This window comes from Uliginosibacterium sp. 31-16, assembly GCF_030730865.1.
Taxonomy (GTDB): Bacteria; Pseudomonadota; Gammaproteobacteria; order Burkholderiales; family Rhodocyclaceae; genus Uliginosibacterium.
Window position 1 is genome coordinate 18,206 of the sequence record NZ_JAVALZ010000005.1, and the last position, 15,769, is coordinate 33,974.

Annotated in this window: 15 protein-coding genes; 7 read left to right on the forward strand and 8 right to left on the reverse strand. The window is 63.5% G+C overall.

The annotated features are described in order from the left end of the window. The first annotated feature begins 14 nt into the window (after window positions 1-14). Window positions 15-428 (forward strand): hemerythrin domain-containing protein, encoded by a 414-nt coding sequence (locus Q9Q94_RS16200; protein WP_305981172.1) that lies wholly within the window; start codon window positions 15-17, stop codon window positions 426-428. Window positions 429-491: 63 nt separating this feature from the next. On the opposite strand, the gene Q9Q94_RS16205 is transcribed toward Q9Q94_RS16200, so the two are convergent. The 3 genes from Q9Q94_RS16205 to Q9Q94_RS16215 all read right to left on the reverse strand — a co-directional run bounded on the left by Q9Q94_RS16205 (window position 492) and on the right by Q9Q94_RS16215 (window position 4,260). After that, a complete protein-coding gene (locus Q9Q94_RS16205) occupies window positions 492-1,535 on the reverse strand; it encodes a sugar kinase (protein ID WP_305981173.1) in 1,044 nt (347 codons plus the stop codon). 90 nt (window positions 1,536-1,625) lie between these two features. Next, complete coding sequence (locus tag Q9Q94_RS16210) at window positions 1,626-2,819, reverse strand: acetate/propionate family kinase (protein WP_305981174.1); 1,194 nt, start codon at window positions 2,817-2,819, stop codon at window positions 1,626-1,628. Window positions 2,820-2,841: 22 nt separating this feature from the next. After that, window positions 2,842-4,260 carry a bifunctional enoyl-CoA hydratase/phosphate acetyltransferase gene (locus tag Q9Q94_RS16215; RefSeq protein WP_305981175.1) on the reverse strand — a complete coding sequence of 473 codons (1,419 nt, stop codon included), beginning with the start codon at window positions 4,258-4,260 and terminating at the stop codon, window positions 2,842-2,844. A 184-nt stretch (window positions 4,261-4,444) separates the two neighbouring features. Here Q9Q94_RS16215 and glmU point away from each other — a divergent pair, with 184 nt between their 5' ends. Then, window positions 4,445-5,815, forward strand: coding sequence for a bifunctional UDP-N-acetylglucosamine diphosphorylase/glucosamine-1-phosphate N-acetyltransferase GlmU (gene glmU, locus Q9Q94_RS16220; protein ID WP_305981176.1), 1,371 nt, complete (start codon window positions 4,445-4,447; stop codon window positions 5,813-5,815). Between the two features lie 121 nt (window positions 5,816-5,936). Here glmU and Q9Q94_RS16225 read toward each other — a convergent pair whose 3' ends face one another. Then, the gene (locus Q9Q94_RS16225) at window positions 5,937-6,374 is read right to left on the reverse strand and encodes a PilZ domain-containing protein (RefSeq protein WP_305981177.1); all 438 of its coding nucleotides are present in this window, start codon (window positions 6,372-6,374) and stop codon (window positions 5,937-5,939) included. Window positions 6,375-6,567: 193 nt separating this feature from the next. Between Q9Q94_RS16225 and Q9Q94_RS16230 the strand changes: the two genes are divergently transcribed. From Q9Q94_RS16230 to Q9Q94_RS16245, 4 genes are all read left to right on the forward strand, one after another. Further along, the gene (locus tag Q9Q94_RS16230) at window positions 6,568-8,220 is read left to right on the forward strand and encodes a fatty acid--CoA ligase (protein ID WP_305981178.1); all 1,653 of its coding nucleotides are present in this window, start codon (window positions 6,568-6,570) and stop codon (window positions 8,218-8,220) included. Window positions 8,221-8,223: 3 nt separating this feature from the next. Then, entirely contained in the window at window positions 8,224-8,550 is a 327-nt protein-coding gene (locus Q9Q94_RS16235; protein ID WP_305981179.1) for a hypothetical protein, read from the forward strand. Between the two features lie 211 nt (window positions 8,551-8,761). After that, the gene (locus Q9Q94_RS16240) at window positions 8,762-9,118 is read left to right on the forward strand and encodes a translation initiation factor Sui1 (protein WP_305981180.1); all 357 of its coding nucleotides are present in this window, start codon (window positions 8,762-8,764) and stop codon (window positions 9,116-9,118) included. A gap of 224 nt (window positions 9,119-9,342) precedes the next feature. Next, window positions 9,343-10,698, forward strand: a complete 1,356-nt coding sequence (locus Q9Q94_RS16245) for a DEAD/DEAH box helicase (protein ID WP_305981181.1) — start codon at window positions 9,343-9,345, stop codon at window positions 10,696-10,698. Window positions 10,699-10,722: 24 nt separating this feature from the next. On the opposite strand, the gene Q9Q94_RS16250 is transcribed toward Q9Q94_RS16245, so the two are convergent. Together Q9Q94_RS16250 and Q9Q94_RS16255 are read right to left on the reverse strand one after the other, a co-directional pair. Next, complete coding sequence (locus Q9Q94_RS16250; RefSeq protein ID WP_305981182.1) at window positions 10,723-11,106, reverse strand: VOC family protein; 384 nt, start codon at window positions 11,104-11,106, stop codon at window positions 10,723-10,725. 10 nt (window positions 11,107-11,116) lie between these two features. Continuing rightward, the gene (locus tag Q9Q94_RS16255; RefSeq protein WP_305981183.1) at window positions 11,117-12,508 is read right to left on the reverse strand and encodes an MATE family efflux transporter; all 1,392 of its coding nucleotides are present in this window, start codon (window positions 12,506-12,508) and stop codon (window positions 11,117-11,119) included. A 133-nt stretch (window positions 12,509-12,641) separates the two neighbouring features. Here Q9Q94_RS16255 and Q9Q94_RS16260 point away from each other — a divergent pair, with 133 nt between their 5' ends. Then, the gene (locus Q9Q94_RS16260; protein WP_305981184.1) at window positions 12,642-13,271 is read left to right on the forward strand and encodes a HEAT repeat domain-containing protein; all 630 of its coding nucleotides are present in this window, start codon (window positions 12,642-12,644) and stop codon (window positions 13,269-13,271) included. Window positions 13,272-13,382: 111 nt separating this feature from the next. On the opposite strand, the gene Q9Q94_RS16265 is transcribed toward Q9Q94_RS16260, so the two are convergent. Next, window positions 13,383-13,616 (reverse strand): DUF3820 family protein, encoded by a 234-nt coding sequence (locus Q9Q94_RS16265; RefSeq protein WP_305981185.1) that lies wholly within the window; start codon window positions 13,614-13,616, stop codon window positions 13,383-13,385. Beyond that, window positions 13,613-15,532 carry a radical SAM protein gene (locus Q9Q94_RS16270; protein WP_305981186.1) on the reverse strand — a complete coding sequence of 640 codons (1,920 nt, stop codon included), beginning with the start codon at window positions 15,530-15,532 and terminating at the stop codon, window positions 13,613-13,615. Before Q9Q94_RS16270 ends, Q9Q94_RS16265 begins: the two co-directional genes overlap by 4 nt. Window positions 15,533-15,769 lie beyond the last annotated feature (237 nt).

The window sequence follows — 15,769 nt, forward strand, 5'->3', positions numbered from 1 at the left end:
GAGAGACAGAAACAGTGAGAAAACTTAGCCTTCGACTCAAGCATCTGGCGCAGGAGCATCAGGCTGTGATGCATTTCGTGTCCGCGATCCGTGAGGTTACGCCCGAGACCGAAGCCGATCTGCCGGAGATTGCCCAGCGCGTGCGTCGAGTCTTCGCCTCCGACCTGGAGCCGCATTTTGTCGAGGAAGAACGCTATGCCTTGCCGATGCTGCGCGAAGCAGGTCATGCCGCCCTGGCTGACGAGGTCTTTGCCCAGCATGAAAAGATGCGGGCAATGGACAGGGCTCTCGATCATCCGACCACCGCGATGCTGATTGAATTCGTGCATATGCTCGAGAAGCACGTGGAGCTCGAAGAAAACGAAGTTTGGGACGTGCTGGATGCGGCACTTGAGGCGGGTGATGCGGGGTTGTCCGCAAACGCCTGAACTTCTCTGCGGCAACAGGAAAAGGGCGGCCAGCGGACCGCCCTTTTGCATGCCCGCGCGGAGTCAGCGTGAGATGTTCTCGCCGTCGCTGCTCTTCATCAGCGCCTTAACTTCCTCGGCGGTTACGAGGTTGAAGTCGCCATAAATGGTGTTCTTCAAGGTGCCCGCAGCCACGGCAAACTCCAGTGCCGAGGCGTCGTCGCCAGTGTAGTGGATCAGACCGTAGATCATCCCTGCCGCAAACGCATCACCCACGCCGACGCAGTCCACCACGTGCTCGATGGCATGGGTGCGGGCCTTGATCATCTTTCCGCCGGAATAGACCAGACCGGTAAATACGTGGTGGTTGGCATCCAGTGTGTTGCGCAGGGCGAGGAACAGTTTCTTGTCGCCGCCGGCCTTGGCATTCGTTTCCTCGAAGAAGCGCTGATAGCGATCAAGGTCGATGGCCTCATCCGCGCTGCGCGCCTTGAAGACGACGGGCTCGACGCCATACACCACCTTGTATTCGCTGCCGGTACCGAACAGCACGTCGGTCAGTTCCAGCAGGGGACGCATGACATCCTGCGCCGGCTTGCCGTATTGCCACAGGTTCTTGCGGTAATTCAGATCACAGGAAACGGTCAGCCCGGCCTGCTTGGCGGCGCGGATTGCTTCCAGCGTCGCATCAGCGATGTCCTGCGACAGACCCGGGCCGATGCCTGACCAGTGCAGCCAGGTGGCGCCCTTGAGTACATGCGTCCAGTCGATCATGCCTGGCTTGAGTGTGGCAAAGGACGAGTTGGCCCGGTCGTACACAACCTTGGAGACTCGCTGGGCTGCCGGATTTTCATAGTAATAAAGGCCGAGACGCTCGCCACCGAACGCGATGTTGCCGGTTTCGATGCCATGCGAGCGAAGTTCCGCGAGACAGGCATCGGCGATGTCGTTTTTGGGGAAGCGGGTGACGAACTCGCTCTTCAGGCCGAAGTGCGCCAGGGATACAGCGCAGTTGGTTTCGCTGCCGCCGAAGGTGGCCGCAAACATGTTGGTCTGCGAAAGCTTGAGGTAGCCGGGCGGAGTAAGGCGAAGCAGAACTTCGCCGAAGGTAACGATACGATGTTCCATTTTTGGACCTTTTTTGTGTTTGAGGGGGAAGCGGGTGGTGCAATGAAAAAGGCCATCCGGGGATGGCCTTTTCAGTACTGCATGCAGGGCTTACAGACCCAGCAATGAGGTGGTGTGGTGCGCGATCATCCACTCTTCGTTGGTGGGGATCACGGCCAGTGCGACTTTGGAGTCGGCAGCGTGGATGCAGTGAGCCTTGCCGCGGACCTTGTTCAGTTCCGGATCCAGCTTGGCGCCCATCCATTCGAGGTAGCCGATCACCTTGTTGCGCACGTATTGCGAGTTTTCGCCGATGCCGCCGGTGAATACCAGTGCTTCCAGGCCGCCGGCCGCCATCATCAGCGAGCCGATTTCGCGAGCAGCACGGTAGCAGAACAGTTCCAGCGCTTCCTTGGCTTCCGGAGCGTCGGAGGCTTCAAGGGTGCGCATGTCCTGGCTGATACCGGACACGCCCAGCAGACCCGATTCCTTGTACAGGAAGTTGGAGATTTCCTTCGGGCCGTAGCCGTGGGTTTCCATCATGTACAGCAGCACGCCGGCGTCGATCGAACCGGTGCGGGTGCCCATCATCAGGCCTTCGATGGCGGTGAAACCCATCGAGGTGGCAACGCACTTGCCGTCGCGCAGGGCCGCCATCGAAGCGCCATTGCCCATGTGCGCGATGATCACGCAGCCGTGCGACTTGTCGCCAATCACTTCAGGCAACTGACGTGCGATGTAGTCGTAGGAGGAACCATGAAAACCATAGCGCTTGACGCCTTCTGCGGTGATCTTGCGCGGAATGGCGTAGGTCTGGGCCTGCCAGGGCTGGGTGCGGTGGAAGGCGGTATCGAAACAGGCCACTTGCGGCAGGTTCGGATACTTGGCGGCCAGCACACGGATCGGGCGCAGGTTGTGCGGCTGGTGCAGCGGGCCGAGCGGAATGAAGGTTTCCAGAACCTTGAACACTTCCGGCGTGACCACCACGGGGGCGCTGTACTTCTCGCCGCCTTGCAGCACGCGGTGGCCCACGGCAGCCAGTTCAACCTTCTGGGCTTCCACCCAGTCCAGCAGGCTGGTCAGGGCCAGTTCCTGCTGGGCTTCCAGCGGGGTGCCTTCGGGCGACTTGATGACGGTGTCGAGCAACGTCTTGCCGTCGATGTCCTTGGCTACGAACTGGGTATTGGCGCCGATGCCGTCGATCTGACCGCGGTAGACCGAGGGAGCGTCCTTGACCAGCGGCAGGTTGAAGACGGCGAATTTCAGGCTCGAAGAGCCGGCGTTGATGATCAGGAGGGACTTCATTTGATTCTCTTTCTCCAACAATTTACAGGGATGCCGCCGCAAGGCGGTGAGCTACGAGACGCTTGACGACAGCGCAGGACGCGGCGCGGGCTTCTGCCCGGTCTGCGCGACTGGTCAGCACGATGGGCACACGGGCGCCCACCACGACGCCGGCGAGCAGCGCGCCAGCGAGGTATTCGAGTTGTTTGGCGAGCATATTGCCGGATTCCAGATCCGGCACCACGAGAATGTCGGCACAGCCGGCCACTTCCGAGGTGATGCCCTTGGTGCGCGCGGCAAAAGGCGATACCGCGTTGTCAAAAGCCAGCGGACCGTCAAGGATACCGCCCTTGATCTGGCCACGCTCTGCCATTTTGCACAAAGCTGCGGCGACCAGGGTGGACGGGATCTTCGGGTTGATGGTTTCGACTGCCGAGAGCAGTGCCACGCGGGGACGGGCGATGTTGATGGCGTGGGCGACGTCGATGGCGTTCTGCACGATGTCGACCATGTCTGCCAGCTCGGGCTGGATGTTGATCGCCGCATCGGTGATCAGCAGGGTGCGCGGATAGCGCGGCACATCGGCCACGAAGACGTGGCTGATGCGGCGTGCGGTGCGGATGCCGGTGACCTTGTTGACGACCTGGCTCATCAGCTCGTCGGTGTGCAGGCTGCCCTTCATCAGGGCATCGACTTCACCGGTCTTGGCCAGGGCAACGGCACGTTCGGCGGATTCGACACTATGCTCGGTGTCGATGATCCGGCAGTCTTTCAGGTCTTCGCCGATCTGTTCAGCCGCCTTGCGGATCTTGGCTTCCGGGCCGATCAGGTAAGGGATGATCAGGCCTTCATGCATGGCCTGCAGGGCACCCTTGAGGGATTCCGCATCGCAGGGATGCGCGACAGCCACCTTGATTGCAGGCAGACCTTCGCTTTGGGCCAGCAGTTCGTCGTAGCGGCGCTGCTGATCGGTGACGGTGACTTCAGGCAGGGTGGCGCGCGAACGGCGGATCTTGGTGGTGGGGGCGGCGACAACCGCTTCGCCCTCGACGACAAGTACGCCATCCTGATTGGTGACGGTGCAGGCGATGATCAGGTGTTTTTTTCCGGCAATCTTTTCGGCGCAGGTCAGTTTGACGGTCAGCGTGTCACCGATATGCACCAGCGCCTTGAAGCGCAGGTTCTGCCCCACGTACACAGTGCCCGGACCGGGGAACTGGTTGCCGAGCAGTGCCGAGATCATCGCGCCCGAGAGCATTCCGTGGGCAGTGACCTCGCCAAACTGGCTTTCCCTGGCGTATTGATCATCCAGGTGGGAAGGGTTCACGTCGCCGGAAACCACGGCAAACAACTGGATGTCCTCGCGCCGCACCGTGCGCGAGAGGACAGCACTGTCTCCGACCTTCATTTCGTCGTAAGTGATGTTTTCCAGCGTGTCGAGTGGGGGATTGGTGATATCCATGACCTTCTTCCTCTTGTATCAATAGTAACTATCGAAACCTGCCCTTTTGGTGATGTTCATCAAATCGGGCCGCGAATTATGCCGCGCTGCGGCAAAACGGCAGCCCGTGTCGTGGGTGCTAGAATTCCGGCCTCTGCGCGCCGCCTTGCGGGAGCGCCAACTACCTGTTTCCGTACAAACCAGCATGCAAATCACGATTCTCGCCGCCGGTCAGGGCAAACGCATGAATTCGCGCCTGCCCAAAGTGCTCCAGCCGATTGCCGGGCAGGCCATGCTTGCTCATGTTCTTGCAACGTCGCGTTCGCTCGGACCCCGGACGCTGTGTGTGGTGTACGGCCATGGCGGGGACCAGGTGCGTGCGGCGCTGGATGCCCCGGATATCGCATGGGCGGAACAGGCGCAGCAACTGGGCACCGGTCACGCCGTGCAGCAAGCCATGCCCTGGCTGGGCGACGAAGGTGCGGTGCTGGTGCTCTATGGCGATGTGCCGCTGATCCGGTCCGATACCCTGAAGGCTCTGGTGGATGCGGCAGGAAGCTCCCGCGTGGCTTTGCTGACCGTGACGCTGGCCGACCCCAAGGGTTACGGCCGCATCGTGCGCGACCTTGAGGGCCGTGTCGCTTCCATCGTAGAGGAAAAAGATGCTTCGGCCGCCGAAAAGACCATAAGGGAAGTGAACACCGGCATCCTGTGCGCGCCGGCTGCCCTGTTGCGTGCCTGGCTGGGGCGTCTGCAGAACAACAATGCCCAGGGCGAGTACTACCTGACTGACGTGATCGCCATGGCGGTCGCCGACGGGGTGGAGGTCGTTGCGCAGCAGCCCGCACATGAATGGGAAGTTCTGGGGGTCAATAACAAGGCCCAGCTCGCCGAGCTGGAACGCATTCACCAGCGCAATCAGGCGGATGCCCTGCTGGAAGCCGGGGTGACCCTGCTGGACCCGGCGCGCATCGATATCCGCGGTGAGCTGAGCTGTGGTCGCGACGTGGAAATCGATGTCGGCTGTGTATTCGAAGGCCGCGTGGAGCTCGGCGACGGTGTGCGGGTGGGCGCGAACTGCGTGCTGAAAGACGTAAAGGTGGGCGCTGATGTGGTGATCAAGCCCTTCTGTCATTTCGAGAGCGCCGAAATCGGCGCCGCCGGCGTGCTCGGCCCGTATGCGCGCCTGCGCCCGGGCACGGTGCTGGCAGAAGACGTGCATATCGGCAATTTCGTCGAAGTGAAGAATTGCCAGATCGCCGCTCATTCCAAAGCCAACCACCTGGCCTATCTGGGGGATGCCACCGTCGGCAGCCGTGTCAATGTTGGCGCGGGGGTGATCACCTGCAACTACGACGGCGCCAACAAGCATCGCACGGTGATCGAGGACGATGCCTTCATCGGCTCGGACGCCCAGCTGGTGGCCCCGGTGCGCGTCGGCAAGGGCGCCAGCATCGGTGCCGGCACTACCCTGACGCAGGATGCACCGGCCGAGGCATTGACGATCTCGCGGACACGTCAGCTCACCATCACTGGCTGGCAGCGACCGGTAAAAGGAAAAAAGCAGGAGGGCTGAAGAGCCGCTTGTGGCTTGATTCTTCGGCCGGTCAGCCTGCAAGGTCGCATGCGTCCTTGCTCTTCAGCCTGCCAGACTGAAGAGGTCCGCCAGCTGCGGCTTTGCGGCATGCGTCCGTTTCTTAATCGATATGCGGAAATGTTGCGGCGTACTTGGTGATCCACTCCACTGCCGCCTGCGTGCTGTCCAGCTCGCGTCCTTCCCGCTCGCGAACCTCGCGGCGGTAGCGTTCGATATAGCAGAGCTGCTCGACCATGCGGGCCGCGAAGGCATCTTCGTGCATGACAAACTGGATGCCCAGCTCGTAGCAGGAGTGTGCGTGCCGGCACCACACCACCGCACCCCGGGCGCGGAAGGGACGCTGGCCGACCGGAATTTCCACCGAGACTTCGCTGCCCACCACCATTGGCTCCTCCGAACGGCAGGCCAGACCACCCAGGCTTACGTCGCGCAGGTGGCGCAGGCTTCGCCCCAGCTGCCCCTCGCAATGGATGTGGATGGGCATTTCCGAGGGGTGGCGCAGATAGGCGCGATCGCGGTGCTGGATGGAGTGGGTCATGGCCTTGTGCCGGGGTGTCTGGTCCAGCCTAGTATCCGGTTTGTGCGGCGGCCATCAGGGTAAAACTGCCCTTGTGACGGTTTTCACGCTCCGGGCCGCCATACGCTCCTGACTGGCAGCCCCGGGGCGGGTTAATATCGCGCTGCGCACGATTTCTGCACGTGTCACGATCAATAAATCACGAGACAACACCATGCCCGTCAAGCTCATCCAGACCACTCCTTCCGCCTACGCCTATCCGCTGCTGATCAAGAGTCTGCTGCACACGCCGCTGGCGATCGCGCCGGATCAGGAGATCAGCTATCAGGGCCGGGTGCGTTACACCTACCGCGAATTCAACCAGCGCCTCGGGCGGCTGGCCAACGCGCTGGCGGGCCTGGGGCTGGAAGCGGGCCAGACCGTGGCGGTGATGGACTGGGATAGCCACCGCTACCTCGAATGCTTCTTCGCCGTGCCCATGATGGGGGCGATCCTGCAGACCGTGAATGTGCGCCTGTCGGCCGAGCAGATCCTGTACACGCTGAACCACGCGCAGGCCGATGTGCTGCTGATCAATAGTGAATTCTTCCCGTTGCTCGCACCGATTGCCGCGCGCCTGACGACGGTGCGCAAATTCGTGCTGATCAGCGACGATGCGCAAGCGCCCGAGGCGCCGGTGACGCTGGCGTCCGAGTACGAAGCCATGCTCGCCGCGGCGCTGCCCGATTACGATTTCCCGGATTTCGACGAGAACGCGCAGGCCACCACCTTCTACACCACCGGCACCACCGGCGACCCGAAAGGCGTGTATTTCAGCCATCGTCAGCTTGTGCTGCACACCCTGTCGCTGGCCAGTTCGCTGGGCACCGCACCGGGGCAGGGGCGCATGCACCGCGAAGACGTGTACATGCCGATCACGCCGATGTTCCACGTGCACGCCTGGGGCTTCCCGTATCTGGCGACCATGCTCGGTTTGCGGCAGGTCTATCCCGGCAAATACATGCCGGACAGTCTGTTGCGCCTGATCCGCGATGAGAAAGTCAGCTACTCGCACTGCGTGCCAACCATCCTGCACATGCTGCTGACCCACCCGCTGGCCGCCGAGATCGATTTCTCCGGCTGGAAGATCGTCATCGGTGGCTCGGCCATGCCGCAGGCGCAGGCGCTGGCCGCGATGAAGCGTGGCATCGATCTGTTTACCGGCTACGGCATGTCCGAAACCTGTCCGGTGCTGACCCTGGCCAACCTGAATACAGCTGACCTTGATCTGTCTGCCGAAGATCAGGCGGTGCTGCGCGCCAAGACGGGTCGGCCGATGCCGCTGGTCGATCTGCGCATCGTCGACGCCGAAATGGATGACGTGGTCCACGATGGCATCGCCACCGGCGAAGTGGTGGTGCGCTCCCCCTGGCTGACCCAGGGCTACCTCAAGGCGCCCGAGGCTGCCGAGGCCTTGTGGGAAGGCGGCTATCTGCACACTGCCGACATCGGCCACATCGACGCGCGCGGCTTCCTCAAGATCACCGACCGCATCAAGGATGTGATCAAGACCGCTGGCGAGTGGACGTCTTCGCTGGCGCTGGAGGATGTGGTCGGCAAGCACGAGGCGGTGCACGAAGTCGCGGTGATCGGTATCCCCGATGCGAAGTGGGGCGAGCGCCCGCTGGCACTGGTGGTGCTCAAGCCGGATTTCGATGGCAAGGTGACCGAACACGCGATCCGCAATTTTTCTGCTCACCTGATCGAGACCACGGGTGTCTCGCGCCACGGCGTGCTGCTGCAGGTGCAGTTCGTGCCAGCACTCCTGAAGACCAGCGTCGGCAAGATCAACAAGCGCGGGATGCGCGAGGCACGCGTCGGCGGGTGAGTTGTGGCCAAGCGGCACCATCATCACGTCTACGTCATCGAGCTGTCGTGGGACGTGCTGCTGGAGCCGCGCTTCATGAAATCCAACCCGGATTACCAGCCCGGCAAGCCCTGCGTGTACGTGGGCATGACCGGGCTGCAGCCGGATGAGCGCTTCGACAAGCACAAGGCCGGCATCCGCGCCAACCGATTCGTTACCCAATATGGCTTGCGCCTGCTGCCTGCGCTCTACGAGTGTTACAACCCGATGCCGTATCATGCCGCAGCGGAGATGGAAGTTGAGCTCGGGATTGCGCTGCGCGAGGCCGGTTACGGCGTGTGGCAGGCCTGACGCCGATGTGCCTTGAAAACGATAGCTGCGTTTCCCCTCCTCGCCGTGCAATAGCACTGTCTTCGTCGGGGTGTCTTGCTCTCGTTTCCAATCCACATCGGCGTGAAGAAGTGAGCAGGGCGGACTTCTTCAGCCAGCCTGCCGTCACAGCAAGACAGGACGCGGCTCTCCAGCCAGCCTTCTTTTGAAAATCGTTTTTGATCCGAACAGCATGAAATCGAAAAGCTCCGGCGGCCTTGTCTATTCCACCGAACACGGCCGTACCTGTCCCGGCTGCCGTCAGCCGCTGTCCGCTTGCTCCTGCAAGCAGGCCATCGTGCCCGCCGGTGATGGCATCGTGCGCGTGTCGCGCGACACCAAGAGTCGTGGCGGCAAGTGCGTCACCGTCGTCAAGGGTGTGCCGCTTGCGGCGACTGAACTGGCCGCGCTGGGCAAGACCCTCAGGGCCGCTTGCGGCACGGGCGGAACCACCAAGGATGGCGTCATCGAAATTCAGGGCGACCATTGCGAAGCGGTGATGGCGAAGCTCAAGGCGCTGGGCTATACCGTCAAGCGCGCGGGCGGCTAAAGCGTCGGCTCGCTCTGAAAGCGATGACAGCCTTACCTCCGCCTTGCCGTACTGGCGTACTGTCTGCGGCGGGGCGCCTTGTCCTCACTTCCAGAGCGAGCCGACGAAAGCAGCGCTCGTGGTTTGGTTTTGCGGAGGCCACGCCCAGACAACATAAGCCAGCCTGATCTGGCACACTCCGCCCTTCACCCTTCACCCTTCACCCTTCACCCTTCACCCCTCCCATGCAATTCACCGAACTCGCCCTGATCGAACCCTTGATGCGCTCGCTGGAGGTGCTTGGCTACACCACGCCGACTCCTGTGCAGGCGCAGGCGATCCCGTTCGTACTGGCGGGGCGTGACATCATGGCCGCCGCGCAGACCGGCACCGGCAAGACCGCCGCTTTCGCCCTGCCGCTGCTGCAGCGCCTCGCCGAGCAAAGCACGCCGGTCGGGCCCGGCGCGGTGCGCGTGCTGGTGCTGGTGCCCACCCGCGAGCTGGCCGAGCAGGTGTTCGACAGCTTCTGCGACTACGGCCACTTCCTGCCGCTGAATTACGTTGTCGCCTATGGTGGTGTGGGCATCGGCCCGCAGGTCACGCGCCTGCGCCGTGGCGCGGATGTGCTGGTCGCCACCCCAGGTCGCCTGCTCGACCTGCTCTGGCAGAAGGCCGTGCGTTTCGACGAAGTGCAGACTCTGGTGCTCGATGAAGCCGACCGCATGCTCGATCTGGGCTTCTCGCGCGAGCTGGATCAGGTTTTCGCCGCACTCACCCGGCGGCGCCAGACCCTGCTGTTCTCCGCCACCTTCTCGGATGCGATCCGCGCGCTGGCCGGCAAGCTGCTCCACAGCCCGGAACGCATCGAAGTCAGCCCGCGCAATTCCACGGTGCAGGGCGTCAAGCAATGGCTCGTTACCTGCGACAAGAAGCGCAAGACCGAGCTCTTCAGCCACCTGCTCAAGAAGCATCGCTGGGGCCAGGCCCTGATCTTCGTGCGTACCCGGAATGGAGTCGACGCCCTGCTCGAAACCCTGCAACACCAAGGCTTCCGCGCCGATGCGATTCATGGCGACAAGGCTCAGGTCGAGCGCTTGCGTGCGTTGAACCGGTTCAAGAGCGGCGAAGTGCAGTTGCTCGTTGCCACTGATGTGGCGGCGCGTGGGCTGGATATCGACGATCTGCCGCTGGTGGTGAATTTCGATCTGCCCACGGTGGCTGAGGATTATGTGCACCGCATCGGCCGCACCGGCCGCGCGGGTGCCAGTGGCATGGCCATGTCACTGGTGTGCGCCGATGAAGTCGGCCAGTTGCGCGACATCGAAGCGCTGATCCGCCAGACCATCAAGCGCATCGAAGAGCCGGGCTTCCTGCCCGAGCACCGCGTGCCGCAAACCGCGCCGGAAGGTCAGCAGGCCAAGCCGGTGCGGCGTCCGAAAAAGCCGCAGACACCGGGAGCTGCCGTGCCGGCCCGCAAGCCGCCCAGGCAGGGGCGCAGCGGCGCACGGGCCGCCGCCAAGCAGACGCCGTCGGGGAAATCAGCAGGGAAAGCGCCGGGCAAGCGGCCGGCCAAAGCCACGGGCAAGCCGCGCGGCCGCTAGGCGGCTTGCCGGGCCGGCTGACAGTCAGCGCGGTTTCTGGCCGTGGAAAACCGCTTCAATGTTGTAGCCGTCCGGATCAAGGACGAAAGCGGCGTAGTAGTCGGCGTGGTAGTGGGGCCGCAGCCCGGGCGCTCCGTTATCCCGGGCGCCGGCTTGCAGGGCGGCGGCATGGAAGGCGTGCACCTGCGCCTCGCTAGCGGCATGGAAGGCGATGTGACTGCGCGGCGTGAAGGGCGTGCCGGCCGAAATCCAGAAGTCACCGCCGGGGTCGCTGCCAGCGGCCTCTCCGAAGCCGGCGGCATTCTTCAGTTCGAGCTTGATGGTGTAGCCCAGTGGCGCGAGCGCCTGCTGATAGAACGCCTTGCTGCGCGCCAGATCGGCGACGTTGATGCCAGTGTGATCGATCATCTCTTTCCTTTCAGATCGTTGCGGCTGCGTGTTGTCGTTGCAGTGCCCGGCGGCGCGCGACGCGGGCGAGAGGTGCCCAGCCGCGCCAGCGCCAGCGTGCCAGCATGCCGAATCCGCGCAGGCATTCGTCAGCCATGTAGGCGAGCCAGATGCCAACCAGACCCAGGCCGAAGTGGATGCCCAGCAGCCAAGCCAGCATCGTGCCCGCCAGCACGTTGATGTAGATATTAACCTTGGCGGGGAAGCGTGCGTCTCCCGCGGCGCGCAGCCCGCCGGTGACCAGCACGTTGAGGCTGCGACCCTGCCCGGCGAAAATTTCGATGGCGAGAATGCTGGTCAGCAGCGCGGGTACCGCCGGATTGTCCGAGAACAGCGCGATGGCCTGGGGCGCCAGCAACCAGGCGGCGATTCCTCCCAGCCCGGTGGCGAGCAGGCAGATGCGCACGCTACGCCGCATCAGCGCATTCGCGCCGCGCAACTCACCGGCACCGATCTTGTGGCCGATGATGATCTCGGTGCCCGACGCCACCGCGTTCATCACCATGTTCACGATGCCGTTGATCTGGGCGGCATAAGCGTGCACGGCCAGCGCTGCCGTGCCCAGACTGCCGGCCATGGCGACGGTGGCCATGTAGCAGACCCGGTAACCGATCTTTTCGCCTGCGCTCGGCAGGCCAATGGCGAGGATCGCGGCAAACGGCTCGCGCGCCACGCGGATCGCATCGCGCAGGCGCAGCTTCACCCGCAGATCGTGCCGCCACACCCACACCAGCAGCGAAAAAACCAGCAGGCGTGAGGCCAGCTGACCCCAGGCCAGCCCCATGACGCCCAGTGCCGGCATCGGCCCGAGGCCGAAAACCAGCGGCGCGCTGACGACGACATGCAGGATGTTCATTGCCAGCACCAGACGCATGGTGACCCGTGTGAAGGTGAAGGCCCGCAGCACTGCAAACATCGTGACGTTGATCGCCTCCAGCGCCATGGCCACGGCGATCACCCGCATGAAGGGCACGGCCATTGGCAGCAGTTCCGCCGGCAGTTGCAGCAGGCGCAGCAGCGGCTCCGGCCAGGCCCCGACCAGCGCGGCGGCGATCAGCCCGAGCCAGGCCGACGCCGAGAATCCGGCACGGGCCAGCGCCTGGGCGCCGGCCTCATCACCGGCACCACGCTGTTGCGTGACCACCACGCTGGCGCCCATGCTCACCACGCGGAAGATCCGGTCGAACACCATGCGCAACTGGTTGGCCATGCCGAATACGGCGACGGACGCTGCCGAGACCTGGCCGGCCATCCACAGGCCGAGCGTGCCGATGGCCATGAACAGGGCCATCTCCACGAAAAGCGGCCAGGAAAGGTGAAAGAGGTCCAGCTGCGGGGAGGCGTGTTTCGCGTGTTGCGTCATGGGGAGGCGGGGCTTCGGAGGGCCGCATAGTTTCGCCCGAACCAGGCGGCCGGATTTGATCGGAATGTGCATATTGCGGACAATCGTCCGCGCGCCGTGTCAGGTTTGCCCGGCGCTGAGCGGAAAGGATGCCATGGACGAAGCGCTTTTGCAGCGCGTATGCGCAACGCAGCACGGTTTTCTGGAAATCCAGAAAGTGGCGGATGAAATTCATGCCAGCCACAGCGCGGCCGACGTGTTTCGCCTGGCGACGGAGCTGTTTGTCGCAGCCGATTATCCGGTACGTTCGCTAGCCACTTTTCTCTTCGGTCGATTGGCTGCGACGCAGCCGGAGAGCCTGCGCTTCCTGCGCGAACGCGTGAGCCGCGATGCGGACTGGCGGGTACAGGAAATCCTGGCCAAGGCGTTTGACCGCTACTGTGCCGACACGGGTTATGAAGCGGCCTTACCGGTGATTCGTGACTGGCTGGCCGATCCTCTGGCGAACGTGCGTCGTGCCGTCACCGAAGGCTTGCGCATCTGGACCGGCCGCCCCTATTTCAAGACGCATCCGGAGGTGGCTATTGCGCTGCTCGCCGCCTTGCGCGAAGACGACAGCGAATACGTGCGCAAGTCAGTCGGCAACGCGCTGCGGGACATCAGCAAGAAACATGGCGCCCTGATCCGCGCTGAACTGCACAGCTGGGACACCGGGAATCGCCGGGTGGCGCAGACCTGTAAACTGGCCAGCCGCTTTCTCGACAGCCCGAAGAGCCGCGAGTGATGTGCTGTAGAGCCGCATGTGGCGGGCGTCTTCAGCCTGTCTGCCGGCAGAGGCTTTCCTGACGCTGCTTGTGGCGGCGCCTGCCTGAAGAACAAGGCGGGGTGCGGGTCTTCAAGGCAGGCTACGCACCGGGTGTTTCTTCCGCAGCGGCTCCAGCAGCCCCTTCAGATTGTTGTGATCCAGCTCGTAGGCGAGCGCCAGCAGGGCACCCAGCTCGCCTTTCGGAAAACCTTCACGGGCGAACCAGCCCAGATAGTGGGCGGGCAGATCGGCAATGATTCGGCCCTTGTACTTGCCGTAGGGCATTTCACGGCTCAGGAGTTTTTCGAGGAGTTCGGGGTTCATCGGAGGCCGGGCTCCTGTTGTGTCAGCGCCCGGGCGATGAAGTTCTTCGGCACCTGCGGGCGTGGCACGCGGGTGCTGAACCATGAACGCACATCGCGCTCCAGCTCGATGCCGTGCATGAAGTTGTACAGTGCCTTGGTCAGCGCGCGGCCCAGCTCGTCGTGATCGACACCCGTGGGGTCAATGAAGCGGATGTCATTCTTGGCGAAACTCACCGGCGGCAGGGGCAGGAGCTTGATGCCGTAGTCCTGCGGATTCTTGCCGACTGGGGAATGCACTGTGCAGGCAAAACGGTGGAAAAAGCCGGACTGGATGCAGCCGGCCTCGAAGAGCTGACGCACATACTCCAGCGCATCCACCGTGTCCTGCACGGTCTGGGTCGGGAAGCCATACATCAGATAGGCATGCACGAGGATGCCGGCCTCGGCAAAGGCATGCGTGACGCGTGCCACCTGATCGACCGACACGCCTTTCTGCATGAGCTTGAGCAGGCGGTCCGAAGCCACTTCCAGCCCGCCGGAAATGGCGATGCAGCCACTCTGGGCGAGCAGCTCGCACAGCTCGGGGGTGAAGGATTTCTCGAAGCGGATATTGCCCCACCAGGTGATCGAAACCTGACGCCGCAGCAGTTCTTCGGCCAGTGCGCGCAGCATCTTGGGCGGAGCGGCCTCATCGACGAAGTGAAAGCCGGTCTGGCCGGTCTCCGCGATGATCGCTTCGATGCGGTCCACTAGGATCTCGGCATTGGCCGTCTCATAGCGCGAGATGTAGTCCAGGCTCACATCGCAGAAGCTGCACTTCTTCCAGTAGCAGCCGTGGGCAACGGTCAGCTTGTTCCAGCGCCCGTCGCTCCACAGGCGATGCATGGGGTTGAGCATGTCCATGACCGACAGGTAGCGGTCAATCGGCAGGCCGTCCCAGGTCGGCGTGCCAACCTCGGCGAAGGGCACATCCGGCTCGGGGAAGTTCACGTAGCTGACCTTGCCTTCCGTGCGCAGGAAGGTCCGCACCAGCCGGCCGCTGCCACGCTGGCCGCGCAGGTGCTCGAGCAAGGCCAGCGTCGGACGCTCGCCATCATCCAGGGTGATGAAATCGAAGTAGTCGAAGACGCGTGGCTCGGTGAGTTCGCGCAACTCGGTATTGGCAAAGCCGCCGCCGAGTACCACGGTGATCGCCGGGTCGTGCGCCTTGATCGTCTGGGCGATGCGGAAGGCCGCGTAAACCGTGCCGGGGAAGGGCACGGAAATCAGCACCACCTGCGGCTGATGGCGGGCGAGGGCTTCTTGCGTCAGCGCCTGCAGCATGCGGTCGATCAGGTTCGTCGGCGCGGCCAGCGCAGCCGCCAGCGGCGCGAACGTCGCCTGCGCCATGGCGATGGATTCGGCGTAGCGCACGAACTCGAAGCGCTCATCGACGCCCTCGCGGATCACGTCGGCCAGATCGTTCAGATACAGCGTGGCGAGGTGGCGGGCGCGATCCTGCAGGCCCAGCGAGCCGAAGGCCCAGGCCAGCGGATCGCCGCCGTCCGGGTCGACATAGGCGTCCAACGCATCGAAGCGGCTGCCCTCGGGCAGCCAGGTGCCGCCGCAGATGCGATAGGCCAGCGTCGCATCACGCCCCTGCAGGAAGGCGATGACCGGACCGATGCTGGCGCGGTAGGCAGCGAAGTTTTCGAGGAAGGCGGCGACGTTCCCGCTGCGTGATTTTGCCGGCGTGGTCTCGATGTGGGCGCGGATTTCATCCAGCCCGCTGGGCGAGAGCAGGCGCAGCACCAGCGCGATGGCCAGGTCCTCCTGCACGGCGCTCACGCCTTGCGAGCGCAGGAAGCCGGTGAGGTAGGCCGTCGAAGGGTAGGGCGTGTTCAGCTGGGTCATCGGCGGGATGACCGAGAGCACGCGTTGCGGGGTGACAGGCATTATTGATCCGGCCAGGTTTTGTTTGAAATCCGTTCGACCCGAGTGCGCCCGCAGGGCGTGTATCGAGGGTGGGGCTCACGCCTCGATACACCGGCCTGCGGCCGGCACTCGGCACGAACGGTTTTTAGGGAACAGAGTTCAAACTTCATCGGGCCGGATCAAATAGGCTTGAGTGTGGGCGGGTCGGGAGCCGCCATTCTACGGCGCCCGGCGCGCACGGAGTGGCCACGGCGCCCC

Coding starts and splice junctions, on each gene's coding strand:
- Q9Q94_RS16205 (WP_305981173.1), bottom strand. CDS start 1,535: ATGGAACATCGTATCGTTACCTTCGGCGAAGTTCTGCTTCGCCTTACT.
- Q9Q94_RS16210 (WP_305981174.1), bottom strand. CDS start 2,819: ATGAAGTCCCTCCTGATCATCAACGCCGGCTCTTCGAGCCTGAAATTC.
- Q9Q94_RS16215 (WP_305981175.1), bottom strand. CDS start 4,260: ATGGATATCACCAATCCCCCACTCGACACGCTGGAAAACATCACTTAC.
- glmU (WP_305981176.1), top strand. CDS start 4,445: ATGCAAATCACGATTCTCGCCGCCGGTCAGGGCAAACGCATGAATTCG.
- Q9Q94_RS16225 (WP_305981177.1), bottom strand. CDS start 6,374: ATGACCCACTCCATCCAGCACCGCGATCGCGCCTATCTGCGCCACCCC.
- Q9Q94_RS16230 (WP_305981178.1), top strand. CDS start 6,568: ATGCCCGTCAAGCTCATCCAGACCACTCCTTCCGCCTACGCCTATCCG.
- Q9Q94_RS16240 (WP_305981180.1), top strand. CDS start 8,762: ATGAAATCGAAAAGCTCCGGCGGCCTTGTCTATTCCACCGAACACGGC.
- Q9Q94_RS16245 (WP_305981181.1), top strand. CDS start 9,343: ATGCAATTCACCGAACTCGCCCTGATCGAACCCTTGATGCGCTCGCTG.
- Q9Q94_RS16250 (WP_305981182.1), bottom strand. CDS start 11,106: ATGATCGATCACACTGGCATCAACGTCGCCGATCTGGCGCGCAGCAAG.
- Q9Q94_RS16255 (WP_305981183.1), bottom strand. CDS start 12,508: ATGACGCAACACGCGAAACACGCCTCCCCGCAGCTGGACCTCTTTCAC.
- Q9Q94_RS16260 (WP_305981184.1), top strand. CDS start 12,642: ATGGACGAAGCGCTTTTGCAGCGCGTATGCGCAACGCAGCACGGTTTT.
- Q9Q94_RS16265 (WP_305981185.1), bottom strand. CDS start 13,616: ATGAACCCCGAACTCCTCGAAAAACTCCTGAGCCGTGAAATGCCCTAC.
- Q9Q94_RS16270 (WP_305981186.1), bottom strand. CDS start 15,532: ATGCCTGTCACCCCGCAACGCGTGCTCTCGGTCATCCCGCCGATGACC.